19 protein-coding genes, 2 tRNA genes and 1 pseudogene are annotated in these 22205 nt (G+C 73.1%); 21 read left to right on the top strand and 1 reads right to left on the bottom strand.

Features of this window, described 5'->3' with window-relative positions; genetic code table 11:
• Positions 1-118 precede the first annotated feature (118 nt).
• The 7 genes from ACZ597_RS28155 (at position 119) to ACZ597_RS28125 (ending at position 6805) form a co-directional block, all read left to right on the top strand.
• On the top strand, positions 119-1099 hold the full coding sequence (locus ACZ597_RS28155) for a glycosyltransferase family 2 protein (RefSeq protein WP_471335597.1): 981 nt from the start codon (positions 119-121) through the stop codon (positions 1097-1099).
• Positions 1099-1545 (top strand): GtrA family protein, encoded by a 447-nt coding sequence (locus tag ACZ597_RS28150; RefSeq protein WP_471335594.1) that lies wholly within the window; start codon positions 1099-1101, stop codon positions 1543-1545. The genes ACZ597_RS28155 and ACZ597_RS28150 overlap by 1 nt, the downstream gene beginning before the upstream one ends.
• A gap of 77 nt (positions 1546-1622) precedes the next feature.
• Complete coding sequence (proB, locus tag ACZ597_RS28145) at positions 1623-2750, top strand: glutamate 5-kinase (RefSeq protein ID WP_471335591.1); 1128 nt, start codon at positions 1623-1625, stop codon at positions 2748-2750.
• An 82-nt stretch (positions 2751-2832) separates the two neighbouring features.
• Complete coding sequence (locus ACZ597_RS28140) at positions 2833-3228, top strand: hypothetical protein (protein ID WP_469114447.1); 396 nt, start codon at positions 2833-2835, stop codon at positions 3226-3228.
• 415 nt (positions 3229-3643) lie between these two features.
• Positions 3644-4927 carry a glutamate-5-semialdehyde dehydrogenase gene (locus ACZ597_RS28135; RefSeq protein WP_471335588.1) on the top strand — a complete coding sequence of 428 codons (1284 nt, stop codon included), beginning with the start codon at positions 3644-3646 and terminating at the stop codon, positions 4925-4927.
• Positions 4928-5004: 77 nt separating this feature from the next.
• The gene (locus ACZ597_RS28130; protein ID WP_471335585.1) at positions 5005-5544 is read left to right on the top strand and encodes an SCO2584 family spore wall biosynthesis protein; all 540 of its coding nucleotides are present in this window, start codon (positions 5005-5007) and stop codon (positions 5542-5544) included.
• Positions 5545-5611: 67 nt separating this feature from the next.
• Entirely contained in the window at positions 5612-6805 is a 1194-nt protein-coding gene (locus ACZ597_RS28125) for an SCO2583 family membrane protein (RefSeq protein WP_471335580.1), read from the top strand.
• On the opposite strand, the gene ACZ597_RS28120 is transcribed toward ACZ597_RS28125, so the two are convergent.
• A complete protein-coding gene (locus tag ACZ597_RS28120; RefSeq protein WP_471335578.1) occupies positions 6774-7892 on the bottom strand; it encodes a M48 family metallopeptidase in 1119 nt (372 codons plus the stop codon). The two genes, ACZ597_RS28125 and ACZ597_RS28120, sit on opposite strands and share 32 nt — an antisense overlap.
• 140 nt (positions 7893-8032) lie before the next feature.
• Between ACZ597_RS28120 and ACZ597_RS28115 the strand changes: the two genes are divergently transcribed.
• From ACZ597_RS28115 to ACZ597_RS28050, 14 genes and pseudogenes are all read left to right on the top strand, one after another.
• On the top strand, positions 8033-8200 hold the full coding sequence (locus tag ACZ597_RS28115) for a hypothetical protein (RefSeq protein ID WP_007264024.1): 168 nt from the start codon (positions 8033-8035) through the stop codon (positions 8198-8200).
• An 83-nt stretch (positions 8201-8283) separates the two neighbouring features.
• On the top strand, positions 8284-8901 hold the full coding sequence (gene nadD, locus ACZ597_RS28110) for a nicotinate-nucleotide adenylyltransferase (protein WP_007264023.1): 618 nt from the start codon (positions 8284-8286) through the stop codon (positions 8899-8901).
• Positions 8902-8925: 24 nt separating this feature from the next.
• A complete protein-coding gene (locus tag ACZ597_RS28105) occupies positions 8926-10560 on the top strand; it encodes an LCP family protein (RefSeq protein WP_471335574.1) in 1635 nt (544 codons plus the stop codon).
• Between the two features lie 142 nt (positions 10561-10702).
• On the top strand, positions 10703-11149 hold the full coding sequence (gene rsfS, locus ACZ597_RS28100; RefSeq protein WP_125602767.1) for a ribosome silencing factor: 447 nt from the start codon (positions 10703-10705) through the stop codon (positions 11147-11149).
• A complete protein-coding gene (locus ACZ597_RS28095) occupies positions 11146-11808 on the top strand; it encodes a histidine phosphatase family protein (protein ID WP_471335634.1) in 663 nt (220 codons plus the stop codon). Before rsfS ends, ACZ597_RS28095 begins: the two co-directional genes overlap by 4 nt.
• A 134-nt stretch (positions 11809-11942) precedes the next feature.
• A tRNA-Ala gene (locus tag ACZ597_RS28090) sits at positions 11943-12015 on the top strand.
• Between the two features lie 146 nt (positions 12016-12161).
• Entirely contained in the window at positions 12162-12395 is a 234-nt protein-coding gene (locus tag ACZ597_RS28085; protein ID WP_008738908.1) for a hypothetical protein, read from the top strand.
• 162 nt (positions 12396-12557) lie between these two features.
• Positions 12558-12630 (top strand) — tRNA-Ala (locus ACZ597_RS28080).
• Positions 12631-12887: 257 nt separating this feature from the next.
• On the top strand, positions 12888-15752 hold the full coding sequence (gene leuS / locus ACZ597_RS28075) for a leucine--tRNA ligase (RefSeq protein ID WP_471335571.1): 2865 nt from the start codon (positions 12888-12890) through the stop codon (positions 15750-15752).
• A gap of 144 nt (positions 15753-15896) precedes the next feature.
• Positions 15897-16682 (top strand): hypothetical protein, encoded by a 786-nt coding sequence (locus ACZ597_RS28070; RefSeq protein WP_471335568.1) that lies wholly within the window; start codon positions 15897-15899, stop codon positions 16680-16682.
• Positions 16683-16752: 70 nt separating this feature from the next.
• Positions 16753-17598 (top strand): DegV family protein, encoded by an 846-nt coding sequence (locus tag ACZ597_RS28065; RefSeq protein WP_471335565.1) that lies wholly within the window; start codon positions 16753-16755, stop codon positions 17596-17598.
• Between the two features lie 438 nt (positions 17599-18036).
• Positions 18037-18708: a ComEA family DNA-binding protein gene (locus ACZ597_RS28060; RefSeq protein WP_471335562.1), complete on the top strand. Its 672-nt coding sequence runs from the start codon at positions 18037-18039 to the stop codon at positions 18706-18708.
• A pseudogene (locus tag ACZ597_RS28055) lies at positions 18705-21170 on the top strand (ComEC/Rec2 family competence protein); the annotation flags it as partial. The gene ACZ597_RS28060 and the pseudogene ACZ597_RS28055, both read left to right, overlap by 4 nt.
• A 136-nt stretch (positions 21171-21306) precedes the next feature.
• On the top strand, positions 21307-22188 hold the full coding sequence (locus ACZ597_RS28050) for a YceI family protein (protein WP_471335559.1): 882 nt from the start codon (positions 21307-21309) through the stop codon (positions 22186-22188).
• Positions 22189-22205 lie beyond the last annotated feature (17 nt).

Below are 22205 nucleotides of genomic sequence, written 5' to 3'. Positions count from 1 at the left end.
CCGTGTGCGGCACGCGACGCGGGCAGGCCGACCACCGGCGTGCATACTTCTAAGGAAGAGGTGAGTGGCGGGTCCGGTCGCCGACAATCACCCGTTAGGACGCCAGCAGGAAGTGCTCATGACCAAGCTGTCGGTAGTTGTCCCCTGTTACAACGAAGAAGCCGTCATCGACCGGTTCGACGCCGAGATCCGCAAGGTGCTGGACGCCCTGCCCGTCGAGTACGAGGTCTGCTACGTCGACGACGGCAGCCGCGACGGGACCCTCGGCAAGCTCCGGAAGATCGCCGCCGAGTACGGGGACCAGACCCGCTACGTCTCCTTCAGCCGGAACTTCGGCAAGGAGGCGGGCATGCTCGCCGGGCTCCGCGAGGCCACCGGCGACGCCGTGGTCATCATGGACGCCGACCTCCAGCACCCGCCGGAGCTGATCGCCACCATGCTGGAGCACTACCGGCAGGGCCACGACCAGATCATCGCGCGCCGCACCCGCGAGGGCGACAAGAAGGTCCGCTCCGCGCTCAGCCGCCTCTACTACCGCGGGGTCAACCGCTGGGTCGACGTGGAGCTCACCGACGGGGTCGGCGACTTCCGCATGCTCTCGCGCCCCGCCGTCGACGCCCTGCTCGCGCTCCCCGAGTACAACCGCTTCTCCAAGGGCCTCTTCTCCTGGATCGGCTTCGACACCGTCCACTTCGACTACCAGAACGCCCAGCGCGAGGCGGGCGAGACCAAGTGGAAGTTCGGGTCCCTGCTGAACTACGGCATGGACGGGCTGATCTCCTTCAACAACAAGCCGCTGCGCCTCGGCATCTGGCTCGGCGTGTCGCTGGTCGCGCTGACCGGCCTGTACGCCCTGTGGATCACCGTCATGGCGATCACCAACGGCATCGACTCGCCGGGTTACGTCACGATCGTCGCGATGATCGCCGGCATCGGCGGCATGCAGATGATCATGCTGGGCCTGATCGGCGAGTACATCGGCCGCATCTACTACGAGACCAAGCGCCGCCCGCACTTCCTGGTGAAGGAGGCCCACGGTGCCGACCCCGAGCGGATGCCCGGGATCTCCGAAGCCGTGATCGCGGAGCGCAGCCGCTGATGACCGGCCACAGCCGGCGCGACCAGCTCGGCCAGATCTTCCGATTCGCCCTGGTGGGCGGCGTGAACACCGGCACCTTCTTCGGCATCTACCTGCTGCTGCACCCGTGGATGCCCTACTTCGCCGCGTACACGCTCGCCTTCGTGCTGTCGATGATCGGGTCGTTCTTCATGAACACCTACTTCACCTACCGCACCCGCCCCACCTGGAAGAAGTTCCTCCTCTTCCCGCTGACGAACGTCACCAACTACGTGATCCAGTCCGCCGGGCTCTACGCCCTGGTCAGCTGGGCCGGAATGGACACCCGCATCGCGCCGCTGGTCGCGGCCGTCGTCGCCATCCCGTTCACCTTCCTGCTCTCGCGCAAGATCCTGATCCCCGGCACCGGCGCCGCCGCCGGGCCCGCCGACGGCCCGGCGCGGGAACGCTCCTCGTCCACGGTCTGAAACCGGCGGGCGGGCCCGGGCCCCCACCCCGTAGATTGGGCCGGTCGGTCAGTAGGTTCTGCGGTGAGGGGAAAGACGTGTCAACGGCTAGGCAAGGTGTCGTGGACGCCCGCAGGATCGTGGTCAAGGTCGGCTCCTCCTCCCTGACCACCGCGGCGGGCGGGCTCGACGCCGACCGGGTGGACGCGCTGGTCGACGTACTCGCCAAGGCGCGCAGCGGCGGCGAGAAGGAGATCGTCCTGGTCTCCTCCGGAGCCATCGCCGCCGGCCTCTCCCCGCTCGGCCTGGCCCGCCGCCCCAAGGACCTCGCCCGGCAGCAGGCCGCCGCCAGCGTCGGCCAGGGCCTCCTCGTCGCCCGCTACACCGCCTCCTTCGCCCGCTACGGCGTCCGCGTCGGCCAGGTCCTGCTGACCACCGACGACACCAGCCGGCGCGCCCACTACCGCAACGCCTACCGGACCCTGGACCAGCTCCTGGCCATGGGAGCCCTGCCGGTCGTCAACGAGAACGACACCGTCGCCACCGACGAGATCCGCTTCGGCGACAACGACCGGCTCGCCGCCCTCGTCGCCCACCTGGTCCGCGCCGACCTCCTCGTCCTCCTCTCCGACGTCGACGGGCTCTACGACGGCGACCCGTCCCAGCCCGGCACCACCCGCATCGAAGAGGTGCGCGGCCCCGAGGACATCGCCCACGTCTCCATCGGCAGCGCCGGCAAGGCGGGCGTCGGCACCGGCGGCATGGTCACCAAGGTCGAGGCCGCGCGGATCGCCGCCGCCGGCGGGATCCCGGTGGTCCTGACCTCCGCCAGCCACGCCGCCGACGCGCTCGCCGGCCGCGAGACCGGCACGCACTTCCACGCCACCGGCCGCCGCTCCGCCGACCGGCTGCTCTGGCTCCAGCACGCCTCCACCCCGCAGGGGCACCTCGTCCTGGACGACGGCGCCGTACGCGCCGTCACCGAACGCGGCAGCTCGCTGCTCGCCGCCGGCATCGCAGCCGTCGAAGGCGACTTCAGCGCCGGCGACCCCGTCGAACTGCGCGCCGCCGACGGCCGCGCCGTGGCCCGGGGCCTGGTCAACTTCGACGCCAAGGAACTCCCGCAACTCCTCGGCCGCTCCACCCGTGAGCTTGCGCGGGAGCTCGGACCCGCGTACGAGCGGGAGGTCGTCCACCGCGACGATCTGGTGCTGCTCCAGGGCTGAGGTTCTGCAAAACCGCCGCACGGCGGGCCGGGGACTGGTCAACTGTGTGGGGTGGACACGCGTGGCGCAGACAGGAGGCGGGCTGGTGAGACGAGCGCTGACCAGCGTGGGCGGCGGCGGGGACGAACAGGCCGAGACCTCCCGCCTGTGGCACATCACCCTCAGTGTCTCCGGCAAGCCGGCGCCGCTGTCCGAGGTGCGGCGCGGGCTGGAGCAGCTCGCGCACGACCACCCCTTCCTGCTGACCAGCCGGTACGCCGACGACCACGCGGAGATCCGGTACTGGGAGGAGGCCCGCGACCTCCACGACGCGGCGGCCGTGGCCCTGCGGCTCTGGGGCGAACACCGCTCCTCGGCGCAGCTGCCGCCGTGGGAGATCGTCGGCCTGGAGGTCATCGACCGCCCCACGTACCACCAGCGCGTGGCGGAGGGCTACGGCCCACCCCCGGCCCACCCGGTCGGCGTGCACCCGTACTGAACGCGCCGCTCGCACGGCTCGGCGCCGGGGCGCCTCCCCGGCTTCGCGCCGCTGCGACAGCCTCCGGCCGTCGGACGCGGGGCGGCGACCGGCTCAGGCCGGCACTTCCAGCCCCGCCGGCGTTTGAGGCGCGGGTCCGGGCAGCGCCCGGGGAACGGTGGAAGGGCGGGTAGGGGACCGCCCCGCGCAGCGGCACACGACCCGCAGCCGACCCACCGGCCCCCGCCACGCGTACCGGCCCCGCCCCACGTCCGCCGGACGGAGTCCGGCGCAGCGGCACGAAGCCGGTAGGGCGCCCAGGCGCCGAGCCGTGCGAGAGGCGCGTCGGAGATTGGGTGCGGCGCGTCAAGAGGAACCATCTCGGGGGGTGGAAGGCCCGGCGGAGCCCACGGCGCCGGGGATTACCCTGGGCGGCATGACCTCGCTCGACGACGCCACCGCCATCTCGCCCGTCACCGCCACCGCGCAGGCGGCCCGCACCGCCGCCGCCGCCATCGCGCCACTCCCGCGGTCCGCCAAGGACACCGCCCTGCTGGCCATCGCGGACGCGCTGGAGGCCCGTACGGCCGAGATCGTCGCCGCCAACGCCGTCGACACCGACAAGGCCCGCGCCGCCGGCACCAGCGAGACCGTCATCGACCGCCTCACCCTCACCCCGGAGCGGGTCCGCGCCATCGCCTCCGACGTGCGCGACGTCGCGGCCCTGCCCGACCCCGTCGGCGAGGTCGTCCGCGGCTCCACCCTCCCCAACGGCATCGACCTCCGCCAGATCCGCGTCCCCCTCGGGGTCGTCGGCATCATCTACGAGGCCCGCCCCAACGTCACCGTGGACGCCGCCGCGCTCTGCCTGAAGTCCGGCAACGCCGTCCTCCTGCGCGGCAGCTCCTCCGCCTACGCGTCGAACACCGCCCTCGTCGGCATCCTGCGCGACGCCATCGAGGGCGCCGGCCTGCCCGCCGACGCGATCCAGCTCGTCCCCGGCGAGTCCCGCGACTCCGTCCGCGAGCTGATGCGCGCCCGCGGCCTCGTCGACGTGCTCATCCCGCGCGGCGGTGCCTCGCTCATCAAGACCGTCGTCGAGGAGTCCATCGTCCCGGTCATCGAGACCGGTACCGGCAACTGCCACGTCTACGTCGACGCCCAGGCCGACCTCGGCATGGCCGTGGACATCCTCGTCAACTCCAAGGCGCAGCGGCCCTCCGTCTGCAACGCCGCCGAGACCCTCCTCGTGCACCGCGACATCGCCGCCGCGTTCCTGCCGCTCGCCCTCGACGCGCTCGCCGACGCCGGCGTGACCGTCCACGGGGACGAGCAGGTGCTGGCCGCCGCCGAGGGCACCAAGGCCACCGCCGTGCCCGCCACCGACGAGGACTGGGCCGCCGAGTACCTGTCCTACGACATCGCCGCCGCCGTCGTGGACTCCCTCGACGACGCCGTCGCCCACATCCGCCGCTGGACCTCCGGCCACACCGAGGCGATCGTCACCACCTCGCAGGCCGCCGCCCGCCGCTTCACCCAGCTGGTCGACTCCACCACCGTCGCCGTGAACGCCTCCACCCGGTTCACGGACGGTGGCCAGTTCGGCTTCGGCGCCGAGATCGGGATCTCCACCCAGAAGCTGCACGCCCGGGGCCCGATGGGCCTTCCCGAGCTCACCTCCACCAAGTACATCGTCACCGGCGACGGTCACGTTCGGTAACCACCGTTCGGACACGGTGTGGCCGGAATCGGGCTTACACCCTGCCCAAAGCAGCCCCCCAGGTCTACGCTGGTCCCGTGCCGGACGACGTGGGGGGCAAGCCGTTCCCGGACGACGGGGAGCCCGACGACGACCGCGGAGGCGCGGATCACGACTTCGCCTCCGTGGTGTTCGACGAGGACTTCGTCCGGAACGCCGAGATCCATGAACCGAGCGCGGCCGAGCGCCAGCGTGCGGCCGACCGGGCGCGCGCCGAGGCCGAGGCCGCCCGCGTCGCCGGAGGCCGGGCGGCCGACGACGACCACGGACACCCCGACGGGTACGGCATCGACGACCCCGGATGGGAGCCCGGCCAGTACGGCTACGGCTACGCCGAAGGCCCGTACGGGGTCTACGGCGGAGCCATGCGCCCCTACCGCGGCCGCGCCGCCTGGCTGCGCCCCGTCGCCTGGGTGCTCGCCGTCGTGATGGGGCTCGGCATGGTGGCGCTGGCCTTCAGCGCCGTCTACCGCAGCGCCGCCGGCGACCAGGACCCCGCACCCGCCCCGGCCAGTACGCCGCTCAGGGAAGTCACGGGCGTCGGCGCGTTTACGTACCCCGTCGGCCGCCAACCCTGAAGGTACGACCCCACTCGTTCACTCCGGAGCTGGGGGCTTCTCTGAAGCGGGGACAGCGGGAGAAGCGATGGCCGTTCCAGGAGATCCGCCCAACGGCACCCCCGAAGGCATCGGCGGGGGTGACGACGAACTACGCCCGGACGAATACCGCTCGGTGGTGTTCGACGAGGACTTCGTCCGTGCTGCCCGGCTCCAGGAGTTTTCCGCCCAGGAACGCATGGGGGAGCACGCCCGGGCCGTCCGCAGCCGCTCCATCTGGTCCGGCGGCGGCTCCGGCGCCACCCGCACCGGTGCCCCCGGCCGCGGCGCCCGTCAGGGCATGCTCCTCGTGCTGCTCATCGCGTCGGCCTTCGCGGTCGCCGTGTACATGGGCATGCGCAACCCGTACGTCCCCGCCCCGGGCGGCAACGCCGAGCCGCTGAGCAGCACCGTCGTCCCCCTGGCCCCGGCCGCCGCCGTGCCGGGCGGCCGACCGGCCGACCTCTACGCGAACAGCCCGGCGGCCGAGTACCGGGTCGGGGCGGCCGGGATCACCCTCCCGGCCGTGCGCCGCACGCACCACTTCACCGAGGGCCAGGTCGTCGCCGCCCTGTCCATCGCCAAGGACTACCTGGTGCAGTCCTCGCTGGACCCGGACGTGCTCTCCGGCACCGCCTCCAGGCCCGTCCGGGTGCTCCTGGACCCCGGGCAGCTGGCGCAGTTCGACGAGAGCGTGGCCTCCCCCTCCGGCGACGGCCGGCACGCCGCCACCGGCTGGCTGGTCCGCTTCGACCCCGCCACCGCCGTCGTCGCGGACAGCCGTGTCCGGGTGAGCGGGACCCTCGCCTTCCAGGAGCTGAACCCGGAGGTGCTGGAGGTCAGCACCGACCACACTTTCGTGTACGCCGTCCGGCCGGCGTCCGGGCCGCCCGCCGCCGCCGACGGGGCCTCCCTGTTCACCGTCCGCCGCGAGCTGCGCCTGCGCTTCGACCGGGAGGACCTCACCGCCCGCCGGGCGGAGATCTCCTCGGCCTACGTGATGGCCGGGCCGCAGGACTGCGCCACCGAGCCCGCCGAGGGCTTCCGCCCGCTGCTCGCCGGAGCCGGACCGACCACCGTGGGCCCGCCCGCGAGCGACCCGTACGCCACCGGCCACCCACGGCGCACGGCCGGGCTGTGCGGCGTACTGGCACCGGCCGGGGCGCCGACCGGCCCGCCGGACCAGTCGCAGCCGCCCCCGCCGGCTTCCGTCAGTCCCGCTCTCCCGAGCCCGGGCCCGTAGCGCCCTCGGGGTCCGCGGAGCCCTTTGCGCCGCCCGGGCCGCCGGAATCCCGGGAGGCGCCGCCGCCCGATCCGGTGAACCTGTCGCGCAGCTTTCCGCCCAGGTCGCCCGCGCCGCCGGCGATGTCGCCGACCAGCTTCATCAGCGGATCCTTGCTGGTGCGCACGGACTCCGCGTAGTGCGAGGCGGACTGGCGGAAGGAGTCGGTCACCGAGGTGTCCTTGTCCTCTTCCCGCCGCGGGTAGTGCCCGTCGGTGATCCGCTGGTAGTCCCGGCTCTGGGACCACTTCCGCAGCTCGGCCGCCCGCACCGTGGTGAAGGGGTGGGTGCGCGGCAGCACGTTGAGGATCTTCAGGACGGAGTCGCGCAGGTCCCCGCTCTCCTCGTACTCCTCGGCCTGGGCGAGGAAGGCGTCGACGTTCATCTCGTGGAGGTGGTTGCCGCCCGCGATCTTCATCAGGCCGCGCATCGAGGCGTTCACGTCCTGCCCGACCAGCAGTCCCGCCCGGTCCGCCGACAGCTCCGACTTGCGGAACCACTCGCGCAGCGCGGTGACGATCGCCATGATCGCCACATTGCCCAGCGGGATCCACGCGACCTTCAGCGCCAGGTTCGTCAGGAACAGCAGCACCGTGCGGTACACGGAGTGCCCGGACAGCGCGTGGCCCACCTCGTGGCCCACCACCGCCCGCATCTCCTCCTCGTCGAGGAGCTCCACCAGCGCGGTGGTCACCACGATGATCGGCTCGTCCAGCCCGATGCACATCGCGTTGGGCTTCGGGTCCTGCTGCACGTACATCTGGGGGACCTTCTCCAGGTCCAGGATGTAGCAGGCGTCGCGCAGCATCTCGTGCAGGTGGGGGAACTGGGTCTCGCCCACCCGCACCGAGTCCGACAGGAACAGCAGGCGCAGGCTGCGCTCCGGGAGCAGACCGCTGAGGGCCTTGAACACCGTGTCGAAACCGGCGAGTTTGCGCAGCGCCACGAGCGCCGAGCGGTCCGCCGGGTGCTCGTAGGCCCGTGAGGAAATCCCCGGGAACCTCCTGCGATTGCGTGCCGGTGACGTCTCGGATGCGGTGTCGGTCATGGCGCCCTCCCCCTGGATCGGCTGTGGTGACGTGCGTCCATCCTCTCCAACGCCTGAGTCGGCGTGAGCGTGCCCAGGGCCCCCGCATACGATGTGAGGGAAGTCTCCGCTCGCTCCCCGACTCGATAGGTACCTGCCTGATGAGCCTCTCCACCACCGCCCACAACCTGGTCCTCCTCGCTGCGGAGGAAGGGGGGCAGCACGGCGGCAACCACGACAGCCTGAACCCGTACCTGACCGGTGGCGGTGCGTTCGTGATCCTGCTGCTCATGCTGTGGGTGACCACCCGCCTGAACCGCGACCGCTAGAACGCGTCCTTCGGATCTTGCCGGGACCGTCCGGACCGGACCGGGCCGCCGCGCGTGCCACCGGGCCAGTAGGCTCTGCGCTCATGGGAGAGCAGGAAATGCCTACGGGCCCGGTCAAGCGCCGGCTCGGAGTGATGGGCGGGACGTTCGACCCGATCCACCACGGACACCTGGTGGCCGCCAGTGAGGTGGCCGCCCTTTTCCACCTCGACGAGGTGGTCTTCGTACCCACGGGCGAGCCGTGGCAGAAGTCGCAGCGGGCCGTGTCGCCCGCCGAGGACCGCTATCTGATGACGGTCATCGCGACCGCCTCCAACCCGCAGTTCTCCGTCAGCCGCATCGACATCGACCGCGGCGGCCCGACGTACACCATCGACACGCTCCGGGACCTGAGCGCGCTCAACGCCGACGCCGACCTGTTCTTCATCACCGGTGCCGATGCCCTCGCCCAGATCCTGACCTGGCGCAACGCGGACGAGCTGTTCTCCCTCGCCCACTTCATCGGAGTCACCCGGCCCGGCCACGTCCTCACCGACGACGGACTGCCCGAGGGCGGTGTCTCGCTGGTCGAGGTCCCCGCGCTCGCGATCTCCTCCACGGACTGCCGCACGAGGGTCGCCCAGGGCGACCCGGTCTGGTATCTGGTTCCGGACGGTGTGGTGCGCTACATCGACAAGCGCGAGCTGTACCGGGGAGCCTGAGCTTCCGGAGAGAGGGGCCCCGCGGTGAACGACCCACAGGATCCGTACGACCCGTACGCCGCCCAGCAGCGGCTCATCGGCTACGACGCGTACGGCAGACCCGTGTACGGCCAGGTGACCGCGCAGCCCGCCCCGCCCCCGTACGAGCAGCAGTACCAGCAGTACCAGCAGTACGCGCAGTACCCGCAGTACCCCCAGTACGAGCAGCCGTACCAGGAGCCGCAGCTCCACGACCCGTACCAGGGGCAGCAGGAGCACCAGCAGTGGATCCCGCAGCAGGCCGCCCCCCAGCAGCAGCACGCCCAGGCACCGGCCCCCGCGCCCGCCCAGGTGCCCGAGCCGCGCCGGGCGGCGCCCGCAGAGTCCGCCGCCGGTGTGACGGACGCCCCCGGCGGCCGTGACTACCGCACGGAGCAGTTCGCGTTCATCGACCAGCCCGACGAGGACTCCGAGGACGTCATCGACTGGCTCGCCTTCACCGAGAGCCGGACCGAGCGCCGCGAGGAGGCCCGCCGCCGCGGCCGCAACCGGATCGTCGCGCTGGTCGTCGTCCTCGCCCTGACCGCCGTCGGCGGGCTGGGCTACCTCTGGTACGCGGGCAAGCTGCCCTTCCTCGACGGCCCCGGACAGAAGAAGGGCGCCGCGGCCGCCGCGGGCGCGCAGAAGCGCGACATGATCGTCGTCCACCTGCACAACACCAAGCGGGGCGGCAGCTCCACCGCCCTCCTCGTGGACAACGTCACGACCGGGCAGGGCGCCACCGTCCTGATCCCCAACACCCTGGGCGTCCCCAAGCAGGACGGCACCGGCACCTCCCTCGGCAAGGCCGTCGAGGAGGGCGGCCTCGGCACCCGAGAGTCCCTCGACACCGTCCTCGGCACCCGGATCGGCGGCACCTGGCGCCTGGACACCCCCTTCCTGGAACGCCTCGTCGAGCTGGTCGGGGGCATCGAGGTGGACACCGACGCCACCGTCCCGGCCGACGAGCAGGCCAAGACCCCGGCCGTGGCGCAGGGGCCGAAGCAGAGCCTCACGGGGGCGATGGCCGTCGCGTACGCCACCCACCGGGGCCGGGGCGAACCGGAGGCGAAGCAGCTGGAGCGCACCGGCCAGGTGCTCTACGCCGTCCTCCGCAAGGTCCCGGGCGACCCGAAGGCGGCCGCCACGACCGTCGAGAGCATGGGGCAGATCCTCGACCCGGGGCTCGACGCGCAGAACCTCGGCGGGCTGCTGTCGCGGATCGGCGAGCACGCCAAGGTGGCGGCGTACCGCACCGAGGTGCTCACCGTGAAGCCGGACGGAGGCCTGACCGACGAGGCCAACCGGAAGGTGGTCAAGGAGATCCTCGGCGGCTCCTTCAGCGCGGCCCAGCCCGGCGCCGCCCCGCGCGTCGGCCTCAAGGACGCCTCCGGGGACGAGAAGGCGCAGCTCGCGGCGAAGGCGGCGCTGCTCAACGGCGGCTACGGCTTCGTGGACGGCGGCAAGGCCGACCGGACGGCGGCCGCCACCCAGATCACGTACCAGGACGAGGCCCAGCGGGAACGGGCGGTCGACGTCGCCAAGACGCTGGGGCTGCCGGAGACGGCCGTGAAGAAGGCCGAGAACCCGGTGAACGCGGACGTCGTGGTGGTGCTGGGCAAGGACTACAAGCCGTCCTGACGGGGGCGGGCCGGACCGGGATGCTCCCGTCCGGCCGGGCCCCGACCAGCGTGTTCGCCCGCGCCGGACGTTCCGCGCGGGCGGCGTCGGCGGTACGTGAGACCCTTGTGGGTATCTGTCCGCCAACCCGAAAGCATGGCCAGTGACCGCCACGGACCGCTCCATCGAGCTCATCACCACCGCCGCCCAGGCGGCGGCCGACCGGCTCGCGCACGACATCATCGCGTACGACGTCAGCGACGTGCTGTCGATCACCGATGCCTTCCTGCTCGCCTCGGCGCCCAACGACCGCCAGGTCAAGTCGATCGTCGACGAGATCGAGGAGCGCCTCCTCAAGGAGCTCGGCGCCAAGCCGGTGCGCCGTGAGGGCGACCGCGACGCCCGCTGGATCCTGCTCGACTACGTCGACATCGTCGTCCACGTCCAGCACAGCGAGGAGCGCGTCTTCTACGCGCTGGAGCGCCTGTGGAAGGACTGCCCCGAGATCGAGCTCCCCGAGGACGCCAAGCTCACCATCGGCAAGGCCGAGGAGCACGCCAAGCTGCGCGAGGCGCAGGGCGACGACGAGATGGACGGTGATCTGTTCTGAGCGCGACCACGACGTCTGCCGGCAAGCCCGGCAGGAAGATCGTCCTCTGGCGGCACGGCCAGACCTCGTGGAACCTGGAGCGCCGCTTCCAGGGCTCGACGGACATCGAGCTGACCGAGACGGGTGTGGCGCAGGCGCGCCGCTCCGCCCGGCTGCTCGCCTCGCTGAAGCCGGACGCCATAGTGGCCTCCGACCTGCGGCGGGCCGCGGACACGGCTGCCGAGCTGGCCGCCGTCACGGGCCTGCCCGTGGCGCACGACGAGGCGCTGCGCGAGACGTACGCCGGCGAGTGGCAGGGCCTCACCCACGAGGAGATCCTCGAGAAGTACGGCGAGCAGTACGCGGCGTGGAAGCGCGGCGAGCCCGTCCGCCGCGGTGGCGGCGAGCTGGAGACCGAGGTCGCCGACCGCGCCGCTCCGGTGGTGCTGGACCACGCGGACCGGCTGGCCGAGGGCGGCACGCTGGTCGTCGTCAGCCACGGCGGCACCATCCGTACGACCATCGGGCGGCTGCTGGGCCTGGAGCCGTACCACTGGGAGGGCCTGGGCGGGCTCTCCAACTGCTGCTGGTCCGTCCTCGGTGAGGGCGCGCGCGGCTGGCGCCTGCTGGAGCACAACGCCGGCACGCTGCCGGAGCCGGTGCTCGGCGACGACGACTGAGGCTTCCGCCGGGGCCCTCCGTGTGGCCCGCAGGGCCGCTCGGGCCCGGATTTCACTTTCCGGCTGGTCACAGGCTAGAGTTCTTCTTGTTCGCAGCGAAGAACACCGGAAACGGGGGGAACGCGGCGGAGAGCGGGGCTATAGCTCAGTTGGTAGAGCGCCTGCATGGCATGCAGGAGGTCAGGAGTTCAATTCTCCTTAGCTCCACAATCAGGATCCCGTCCCCAACAGGGGGCGGGATCCTTGCGTTTGTTCCCCTTTGTGTGCTTGCTGACCCGTCCGCTGCCGACGTGGCAGAATCGGACGGCCGGAGGGGGACACGACGGCCCGATGCGGGAGGGAGTCGCTGACGGATGGGTGCACACCGGCGGCGGTGCGACTGGTGCAACAACGGCACGCCGATCGTGCGGGACATGGACCCGGTCAATCCCGACTACCAGTACTGGTGCGAGGAATGCGCGCGGGCGCTGATCATAAAAGGCGACCCGATCGAGACGTATCGGGAGCTGGAGGGCGAGCCGATCTACGGCCGCCTGCTCGACGAGCACTGCACGCTGAAGCGCTTCTACCAGTTCGCCCGGGCGTGACCGGGTGGCTCGGACTACCGGGGCGACAGCGATCGAATCGGACATAACGGGCCTCCGGAAACCGATTTTTGGTCTGGGGCCATGACCGTGTAATGTTCTCGATGTCGCCAGGGGGAACCGGCGAGGGAAACCGAGAAGGGGCCCGGCGGCAGAGAGAAACAAGGGGCTATAGCTCAGTTGGTAGAGCGCCTGCATGGCATGCAGGAGGTCAGGAGTTCAATTCTCCTTAGCTCCACAGTGAAGAAGCGGGCCACCCGGATCGGGTGGCCCGCTTCTCGTCGTGCCCGGTCGGTGGAACGTCCGAGCGCCCGTGGGGGCCGCTGCGGTACCCTGACGCCATGCGTGCCGTACGCCTTCTGCTTACCGAGCCGCGCTGATCAGTACCGACCCTTCGAGAAGGTCGGCATCGGCGCGGCGTCCCCTCCTGTGCGAGGGGCTTTTTCGTTTGGGCGGGCAGGGACGGCAGAGACGATCGATGGAGCTTCAGAAATCATGAGCGAGACGAACACCCCGGCCCCCGAGGCGGCCGAGGGGCACCGTTACACGGCTGCCATGGCCGCCGACATCGAGGCACGCTGGCAGGACGTATGGGACGCGGAGGGCACCTACGAGGCGCCGAACCCGACCGGTGACCTGGCCGGCGACCCGGCGGTCGTGGCCCGGCCCAAGAAGTTCATCATGGACATGTTCCCGTACCCCTCCGGTGCGGGCCTGCACGTCGGCCACCCGCTGGGCTACATCGCGACCGACGTGTTCGCGCGCCACCAGCGGATGTCCGGCCACAACGTCCTGCACACCCTGGGCTTCGACGCCTTCGGCCTGCCGGCCGAGCAGTACGCCGTGCAGACCGGCACGCACCCGCGCGTGTCGACCGAGGCGAACATCGAGAACATGAAGGTCCAGCTCCGCCGGCTGGGCCTGGGCCACGACAAGCGCCGGTCCTTCGCGACGATCGACCCCGAGTACTACAAGTGGACCCAGTGGATCTTCCTGCAGATCTACAACTCCTGGTACGACGCCGACGCGAAGAAGGCCCGCCCGGTCTCCGAGCTGGTCCCCGCCTTCGAGGACGGCACCCGTGAGGTCCCCGGGGGCCGCGCCTGGGCCGACCTGACCGCCGCCGAGCGCGCCGACGTCCTGAACGGCTTCCGCCTGGCCTACGCCTCCGACGCGCCCGTGAACTGGTGCCCCGGGCTGGGCACCGTCCTGGCCAACGAGGAGGTCACCGCCGACGGCCGGTCCGAGCGCGGCAACTTCCCCGTCTTCAAGTCCCGCCTGAGCCAGTGGAACATGCGGATCACGGCCTACGCGGACCGCCTGCTGGACGACCTGGACGCGCTGGACTGGCCCGAGGCCATCAAGCTGCAGCAGCGCAACTGGATCGGCCGCAGCGAGGGCGCCCGCGTCGACTTCGCGCTGGGCGACGAGGCCATCACCGTCTTCACCACCCGCCCGGACACGCTGTTCGGCGCCACCTACATGGTCCTGGCGCCCGAGCACCCGCTGGTCGAGAAGTTCATCCCGGCCGCCTGGCCCGAGGGCACCCACGACGTGTGGACCGGCGGGTACGCCACCCCCGCCGAGGCCGTGGCCGCGTACCGCAAGCAGGCCGCCTCCAAGTCGGACGTCGAGCGGCAGGCCGAGGCCAAGGACAAGACCGGTGTCTTCACCGGCGAGTACGCGGTCAACCCGGTCAGCGGCGCCAAGGTCCCCGTCTTCATCGCCGACTACGTGCTGATGGGCTACGGCACCGGCGCGATCATGGCCGTCCCGGCCCACGACGCCCGCGACTTCGAGTTCGCCCGCGCCTTCGAGCTGCCGATCCGCTGCGTCGTCGAGCCGACGGACGGCCGGAGCACCGACACCGCCGAGTGGGACGACGCGTTCGTCTCCTACGACGCGAAGCTGGTGAACTCCGCCGGCGAGGGCATCTCGCTGGACGGCCTGGGCGTCGTCGAGGCCAAGGCCGCCATCACCGAATGGCTGACGGAGCGCGGCATCGGCGAGGGCACCGTCAACTTCCGCCTGCGCGACTGGCTGTTCAGCCGCCAGCGGTACTGGGGCGAGCCCTTCCCGATCGTCTACGACGCCGACGGCGTCGCCCACTCCCTGCCCGAGTCGATGCTGCCGCTGGAGCTGCCGGAGGTCGAGGACTACTCGCCGCGCACCTTCGAGCCCGACGACGCCACCTCCAAGCCGGAGACCCCGCTGTCGCGCAACGAGGCGTGGGTCAACGTGGAGCTGGACCTGGGCGACGGCGTGAAGTCCTACCGCCGCGAGACCAACACCATGCCCAACTGGGCCGGTTCCTGCTGGTACGAGCTGCGCTACCTGGACCCGGACAACGCGTCCGCGCTGGTGGACCCGGAGATCGAGCAGTACTGGATGGGCCCGCGCGAGGGCGCGCCGCACGGCGGCGTCGACCTGTACGTGGGCGGTGCCGAGCACGCGGTGCTGCACCTGCTGTACGCCCGCTTCTGGTCCAAGGTGCTGTTCGACCTGGGCCACGTCTCCTCGGCCGAGCCGTTCCACAAGCTGTTCAACCAGGGCATGATCCAGGCGTACGCCTACACCGACGCGCGCGGCGTGTACGTGCCGGCGGCCGAGGTCGAGGAGCGCGACGGCGGGTACTTCTACCAGGGCGAGCCCGTCAAGCGCGAGCACGGCAAGATGGGCAAGTCCCTGAAGAACGCCGTCACGCCCGACGAGATCTGCGAGGAGTACGGCGCGGACACCCTGCGCCTGTACGAGATGGCGATGGGCCCGCTGGACGTGTCGCGTCCGTGGGACACCCGCGCCGTCGTCGGCCAGTACCGCCTGCTGCAGCGCCTGTGGCGCAACATCGTGGACGAGGAGACCGGCGAGGTCACCGTCGTCGACGGCGAGCCCGGCGAGGCCACCCTGCGCGCCCTGCACAAGGCCATCGACGGGGTCGGCTCGGACATGGCGGGCCTGCGCTTCAACACGGCGATCGCGAAGATCACCGAGCTGAACAACGCCCTGACCAAGGCGGGCCGCCCGCTGGAGCGGTCCGTGGCCGAGCGCCTGGTGCTGCTGGTCGCCCCCCTGGCGCCGCACATCGCGGAGGAGCTGTGGCACCGCCTGGGCCACACCGACTCGGTCGTCCACCAGGACTTCCCGGTCGCGGACCCGGCGTACGTCGTGGACGAGACGGTCACCTGCGTCGTCCAGGTCAAGGGCAAGGTCAAGGCGCGCCTGGAGGTGCCGCCGAGCATCTCGGAGGCGGACCTGGAGCGGCTGGCCGTCACCGACGCGGGAGTCGTCGCGGCCCTGGGCGGCGCGGAGATCCGCAAGGTGATCGTGCGCGCGCCGAAGCTGGTGAACATCGTCATCTGAGGCGGTCGGCGGCCCGGGAGGGCCGTGCGGGCCCGCTCCTCGGGGTGATCCCGTACGGGCAGGTTGGGGGTTCGATCGGAACCCCTGGCCTGCCCTCGGCGTTTACGGTGGGGGGAACGGGAACAAGCCGGGGAAGGGAACCTCATGGAGGTAGGCGCGTTGATCATCATCTTTGCCCTGGTGGTGCTGTTCGCCTTCCTGGGGCTGGGCGCCTGGGCCACGGTCAAGGCGGTCGGCGCGGCCAAGCGAGGCGTGGACCGGACGATCACGCAGGCCCGCCGGACGGTGGAGGACACCACCCTGAAGGCCAGGAGCATCGGCCAGACCGGGGTCGCCGGCTCGCTGGCGCAGCTGCGGCTCGACCTGCGCAACTCCATGCGCGCCACGCAGGCCGCCCTGTACCAGGGGGTGCAGTCGGACGGCTCGCTGAAGGAGTCCATCGCCCTCTTCGAGCGGCTGAGCCGCCACGGGCACGAGCTGGACGACGAGCTGAAGCGGCTGGAGCAGGAGCCCGACCGCAAGCGGATCGCGGAGCGCCTGCCCGAGCTCAGGGAGCGCACCCTCAAGATCACGAAGTCGGCCGATTCCCTGCGGTGGGCGGCGCGCGACCGCGCCCAGCGGTTCGCGGACGACGAGCTGGCGATGCTCTCGGAGCAGATCGAGGTCGAGTCGGACGCGCTGCGCGACTGGTCCCGGGAATCCGTCGACGACCTGGCGGCCGCCGCGGCGGCCTGGGACGCGGGCCAGGCCGCCGCGGGCGGCCCGGGTGCGGCTCCGGGCGCCGAGCCGGGTGCGCGGCCCGTCCAGCCGTCGCAGCGGGCCGGGGAAGCGGCACGGCCGGCGGAGCCCGAGCGGCCGGCGCTGGACCCCTCCGCTCCGGCGGCGGCGTACCCCTGGCAGAAGGCCCCCAGGCCGGAGGCCACCACCTGAGCGGAAGGCATCGGGGTGCGGGGGAGGCCCGGGCTGCCGGAACACCTCCTCTGCCGGTAACCTCCGGCTCATGTCCCGCCATGTCGCGATCGTCACCGATTCCACGGCCTACCTGCCCCCGCAGGCGATGGCGCGGCACGGGATCACAGCCGTCCCCCTGACCGTCGTCCTGGGCGACGAGGCCCTGGAGGAGGGGACCGAGATCTCGGCCCGCAGCCTCGCCGCGGCCCTGCAGAAGCGCCGCCCCGTCACCACCTCCCGCCCCGGTCCCGAGCAGTTCGTGCGGGCCTACCGGGAGGCCGCCGAGGCCGGGGCCACCGGCATCGTGAGCCTGCACCTGTCCGCCGAGTTCTCCGGTACCTACGACGCCGCCGTGGTCGCGGCCCAGACCGCCCCCGTGCCGGTCCGCGTCGTCGACACCGGCATGGTCGCCATGGCCCTCGGCTTCTGCGCCCTCGCCGCCGCCGAGACGGCCGAGGCCGGCGGGTCCGCCGACGAGGCCGTGGCCGCCGCCGAGAAACGGGCCGCGGAGATGGCGGCCTACTTCTACGTGGACACCCTCGACTACCTGCGGCGCGGCGGCCGGATCGGCGCCGCGCAGGCCCTCCTCGGCTCGGCGCTCGCGGTCAAGCCGCTGCTGACCCTGGACGGCGGGCGCATCGAGATGCTGGAGAAGGTGCGCACGGCCTCCAAGGCCATCGCCCGGCTGGAGGAGCTGGCCGTCGAACGGGCCGGGGCGCGGGGCGTCGACGTCGCCGTCCACCACCTGGCGGCCCCGGAGCGGGCCGAGAAGCTCGCCCAGCGGCTGCGCGAGCGCATTCCCGGCCTGGTCGAGCTGCACGTCAGCGAGGTCGGCGCGGTGATCGGCGCACACACCGGGCCCGGGCTGCTGGCCGTGGTCGTCTCGCCCCGCTGATCACCCGAACGGGTGGCGGGGTTATCCACAACGGGCCGGTTTTCCACCGGAATTGAGTGCTCCGAGCGGTGGTCGGGGGGTCGCCCATAGCTTCGGGGCATGACTCTTCGAACGCGTACTCCGGGTATCTCCACTGCTTCTCCTTCCACCGGTGCCGGCGGGAGCGGGCCCGGGCGGGCGCCCCGGTCCGACGGCAGGCTCCGCGACCGGCGCCGGGCCCGGCCCGGGCCCGATCCCGCCGAGGTGCGGCGCCGGGCCGAGGCCCTGCTGGCGGGCGCCACGCCGGGCGCGGGGGAGGAGACCGGGGTCCTGCGGGTGGCGGATCCGCCGGGTGCGGTGGGTGCGGCTGGCGTGGCTGGGGCGCCGTGTGCGGTGGATGCGCCGGGTGCCGTGGATTCCCGCCGTGTGGCGGGTCCCCCCGGTGTGGTGGATGCGCCGTTGGGGGGCGGGGAGGCGCGGAGGCTGGCGCTGCGGGAGCGGCTGCCGGTGTGGGTGCAGGTCCGGTGCGGGGTGGAGCCGAGGACGGTGGCCGCCGTGGCGGTGGTGCTGGTGGTGGCGGTCGGCTTCGCAGCCCAGCAGTACTGGTCGGGCCGGCCGCAGCCGGTGACGGCCCCCGCCGTGCTCGGGCCCGGTTCCGCTCCTTCCGCCCCGGCGTCGTCGGCGGCCGCGGCCGGCGGAGGCGCCCGCATCGTGGTGGACGTCGGCGGCAAGGTCCGCGACCCCGGTGTGCGGAGGCTGCCCAGCGGCTCGCGGGTGGAGGACGCGCTGGCCGCCGCCGGGGGAGTGCGGCCGGGCACGGACACCACCGGGCTCAACCGGGCCCGGGTCCTGGTGGACGGCGAACAGGTGCTGGTGGGTGCCACCGCGCCGCCGGGCGCGGTCGGGCCGGCTCCCGGTGGGGGTGCGGGCGGTGGTGCCGGTCCGCTGAGCCTCGGCAGCGCGACGGCCGAGCAATTGGACGGGCTGCCCGGGGTGGGGCCCGTGCTCGCCCGGAACATCGTCGAGTTCCGGACCGCCCGGGGCGGGTTCCGGGCCGTGGAGGACCTCCGGCAGGTCGACGGGATCGGCGAGCGGAGGTTCGCCGAGCTGCGAAAGCTGGTGCGGCCGTGAGCGCCGCCGGGGAGCGGGCCGGGGCGGGGCGGGCTGCGGAGGACCGGGCCGGGGGCGAGCGGGCCGGGGGCGAGCGGGCCGGGGGCGAGCCGACCGGGGGTGAGCCGACCGGGCCGGTGGATCTGCGGCTGGCGGTGTCGGCCGTGGCGGCCTGGGGCGCGGCGGCCCTGGCGCTCGGGCTGCCGGGCGGGTGGAGCGCCGCCGGTGCCGGGCTCGCGGCGGCCGCGGCGGGGGTGCTGCTGCTCGCCGGCCGCCGCGGGGCGCAGCCGCTGTGGGCGGCCGGACCGGCCGTGGCCGCCGCGCTGCTCTGCGCCGCAGCCGGGGCGGGGGTGGCCGGGCTGGAGCGCGCCGAGGCGCGTGCGGGGCCCGTGGCCCGGCTGGCCGGGGAGCACGCCCGGGTGCGCGCGGAGCTCACCGTCGGCTCGGACCCGCGGGCGGCCCGGGGCGGGGCCGGGCCGCCGGTGGTGGTGCTGGACGCGGTGCTGACCGGGGTGAGCGGCCCCGACGGGACGCGGACGCGGGTGGAGACCCCCGTGCGGGTGCTGGCCGCGCATCCGGGGTGGGCCCGGCTGGAGCCCTCGACCCGGGTCACGGTGGTGGCCCGGCTGCTGCCGGCGCGGGACGGGGAGCGGGCCGTGGCACTGCTCCGCCCGGCCGGGGACACCCCGCCCGGGGTGACGGGCGGCCCCGACCGGGTGCAGCGGCTCGCGGGGGCGCTGCGGGCCGGGCTGCGGAAGGCTACCGAGGGGCTCCCGGGGGACGCCAGGGCCCTGCTGCCGGGCCTGGTGGTCGGGGACACCTCCCGGGTCCCGCCCGAGCTGCACGAGGCCTTCAGGGCCACCGACCTGCTGCACCTGCTGGCCGTCTCGGGCTCCAACCTGACCGTGGTGCTGTACCTGCTGATCGGGCCCCCGGCCCGCGCGCAGCACGCCGAGCGGAGCGGGCTCGCGCCCCGGCTGGGGCTCTCGCTGCGGGCCACCGCCCTGGGCGGGGCGGCGTTGACGCTGGCCTTCGTGGTGGTGTGCCGGCCCGACCCGAGCGTGCTGCGGGCCGCCGCCTGCGGGGCGGTCACCCTGCTCGCCCTCGCCACCGGGCGGCGCAGGTCCCTCCTCCCGGCTCTGGCCGGGGCCGTGCTGCTGCTGGTGCTGTACGACCCGTGGCTCGCCCGCAGCGTCGGGTTCCTGCTCTCGGTGCTGGCCACCGGGGCGCTGCTCACCGTCGGGCCGCGCTGGGGAGGGGCCCTGCGGCGGCGAGGGACGCCGCCGCGCCTGGCCGACGCCCTGGGGGCGGCCCTCGCGGCGCAGGCCGTGTGCGCCCCGGTGGTGGCGGTGCTCTCCGCCCGGGTGAGCCTGGTCGCCGTGCCGTGCAACCTGCTGGCGGAGCTGGCGGCGGGGCCCGCCACCGTGCTCGGCTTCGCCGCCCTGGCCGCGGCCCCGCTGTCCATGCCCGTGGCGGAGCTGCTCGCCCGGTGCGCGGGGGTGCCCGCCGGGTGGATCGCCGCCGTGGCGCGGGGCGGGGCCGGGCTGCCGGGGGCCGAGCTGTCCTGGCCCGGCGGACTCGCGGGCGGGCTGCTGCTGGCCGCGGCCACGTCGGCCGCGGTGTGGCTCGGGGCCCGGTTCGGGCGGCGGCGCGGGGCCTGTGCCGCCGTGGCCGTGCTGCTGCTGATCGCGGTGCTGCGGCCGCCGCAGCTGATCCGTACCGTCACCGGCTGGCCGCCGCCGGACTGGAGCTACGTCCAGTGCGCGGTGGGCCAGGGCGATGCCGCCGTGCTCGCCGCCGGTCCCGGGACGGCCGTCGTGGTCGACGCCGGGCCCGAACCGGCGCCGGTGGACGAGTGCCTGCGCACCCTGGGCGTGAGCCGGATCCCTCTGCTCCTGCTGACGCACTTTCACGCCGACCACGTGGGAGGGCTCCCCGGGGTGCTGCGGGGCCGGTCCGTGGGTGTGATCGAAACCACGGTGCTGGAGGAGCCGCCCGCGCAGGCGGCCGCGGTCCGGAGGGTGGCGGCACGGGCCGGGGTGCCCGTCGTGCCGGCGGTGCCGGGGGAGCGGCGGCGCGCCGGACCGCTGGAGTGGCAGGTGCTGTGGCCCTCGGCGACGGCTCCGCTGCCGGACGGGCCCAACGACGCCAGCGTCGCCCTGCTGGCGCGTACCTCGGGCCTGACGCTCCTGCTGCTCGGTGACCTCGAACCGCCTTCCCAGGAAGCACTTCTGAGGGAGCATCCGGAACTGGGCCCGGTGGACGTGCTCAAGGTCGCCCACCACGGATCGGCGCACCAGCACCCCGGCCTCCACGACCGGATCCGGCCACGCCTGGCGATCGTCCCCGTCGGCGCCGACAACCGCTACGGACACCCCGCGCGGGGCACGATCGTGCAGCTCAGGGGCCTTGGGGCGGCCGTGTTGCGCACCGACGAGGACGGCTCCGTGGCGGTCTCCGGAAGCGGTGCGCGGATGCGTGCGTTTCCGGCCGGACGGCGTCCGAAAGCGCGTGGTCATACCGGGCGCGACCACTCTGTTTGCCCACAACCCGACAGCATGATCGAATGCGTCTTCGCCAGAACGGTCCAAGTCCACACAGCACGGGGGTGCACTAGCCATGTTCGGTCGCCGACGGGGGATGGAGACGACCAGCGGTGCCGGTTCGACCACATCCGCGACTCTCACACTGCCGCACACGGCACGGCTGTTGAGCTGCCGGGTGCTCGACACGGTCCACCAGCCCATCCGCCAGGCCAAGTTCGAGGTCACCGATCCGATCGGCCGACGGGTCGTCAGCGGGGAGACCGATCCCTACGGAGGGTTCACCGCGGCCATGCCGGAGGGCGAGTACCGGCTCTCCGTCACCGCCGAGGGCTATGCGCCCTTCCACGGGGCGACGCTGGTGGGGGACCCGGCGCAGCCCGGCACGGCGGAGATCATCCTGGACTCGGTGGAGCCGCCGTTGCTGCCGCAGCCCGGGCACTGGGAGCTCGACCCGACGCACTCGTCGATCGCCTTCACCGCCCGGCACATCGGCTTCGCCCGGATCCACGGCCGGTTCACGACCTTCGCCGGCGCGGTGCGGATCGCCGAGCGCATGGAGGACTCCTCCATGCACGTGATCATCGACGCGGCGAGCATCGACACCGGGATGCGCAGGCGGGACGACCACCTGCGGTCCGCCGACTTCCTGGACGCGGCCCGCCACCCGCGGGTGGAGTTCTACAGCGAGCGGTTCATCCACCGCAGCGGCAGCCGCTGGGCGGTCGCGGGCGCACTCACCCTCCACGGGGTCAGCCGCTCGGTCACCCTCGACACCCAGTACCTGGGCCACGGCACCGGCCTGGAGGGCGAGCCGCGTGCCGCCTGCCGCGCCACGGCCGAACTGAACCGCGGGGACTTCGCGCTGAACTGGCAGTCGGTGCTGGCGCAGGGGATCGCGGCGATCGGGCCGACCGTGGAAGTGGAGCTGGACGTGCAGATCGTCCACAAGGCGTAGCCGGCGGGCGCGGGCGC

Source organism: Streptomyces sp. NPDC040718 (assembly GCF_055593565.1).
Note: the sequence above shows the minus strand (reverse complement) of the source record. Positions and strands in the feature narration are given on the sequence as shown.

Excerpts from the sequence above, each read along its gene's own strand:
- ACZ597_RS28155 (WP_471335597.1), top strand. The coding sequence starts at position 119 with ATGACCAAGCTGTCGGTAGTTGTCCCCTGTTACAACGAAGAAGCCGTC.
- ACZ597_RS28150 (WP_471335594.1), top strand. The coding sequence starts at position 1,099 with ATGACCGGCCACAGCCGGCGCGACCAGCTCGGCCAGATCTTCCGATTC.
- ACZ597_RS28135 (WP_471335588.1), top strand. The coding sequence starts at position 3,644 with ATGACCTCGCTCGACGACGCCACCGCCATCTCGCCCGTCACCGCCACC.
- ACZ597_RS28125 (WP_471335580.1), top strand. The coding sequence starts at position 5,612 with ATGGCCGTTCCAGGAGATCCGCCCAACGGCACCCCCGAAGGCATCGGC.
- ACZ597_RS28120 (WP_471335578.1), bottom strand. The coding sequence starts at position 7,892 with ATGACCGACACCGCATCCGAGACGTCACCGGCACGCAATCGCAGGAGG.
- ACZ597_RS28115 (WP_007264024.1), top strand. The coding sequence starts at position 8,033 with ATGAGCCTCTCCACCACCGCCCACAACCTGGTCCTCCTCGCTGCGGAG.
- nadD (WP_007264023.1), top strand. The coding sequence starts at position 8,284 with ATGGGAGAGCAGGAAATGCCTACGGGCCCGGTCAAGCGCCGGCTCGGA.
- ACZ597_RS28085 (WP_008738908.1), top strand. The coding sequence starts at position 12,162 with ATGGGTGCACACCGGCGGCGGTGCGACTGGTGCAACAACGGCACGCCG.
- leuS (WP_471335571.1), top strand. The coding sequence starts at position 12,888 with ATGAGCGAGACGAACACCCCGGCCCCCGAGGCGGCCGAGGGGCACCGT.
- ACZ597_RS28070 (WP_471335568.1), top strand. The coding sequence starts at position 15,897 with ATGGAGGTAGGCGCGTTGATCATCATCTTTGCCCTGGTGGTGCTGTTC.
- ACZ597_RS28065 (WP_471335565.1), top strand. The coding sequence starts at position 16,753 with ATGTCCCGCCATGTCGCGATCGTCACCGATTCCACGGCCTACCTGCCC.
- ACZ597_RS28050 (WP_471335559.1), top strand. The coding sequence starts at position 21,307 with ATGTTCGGTCGCCGACGGGGGATGGAGACGACCAGCGGTGCCGGTTCG.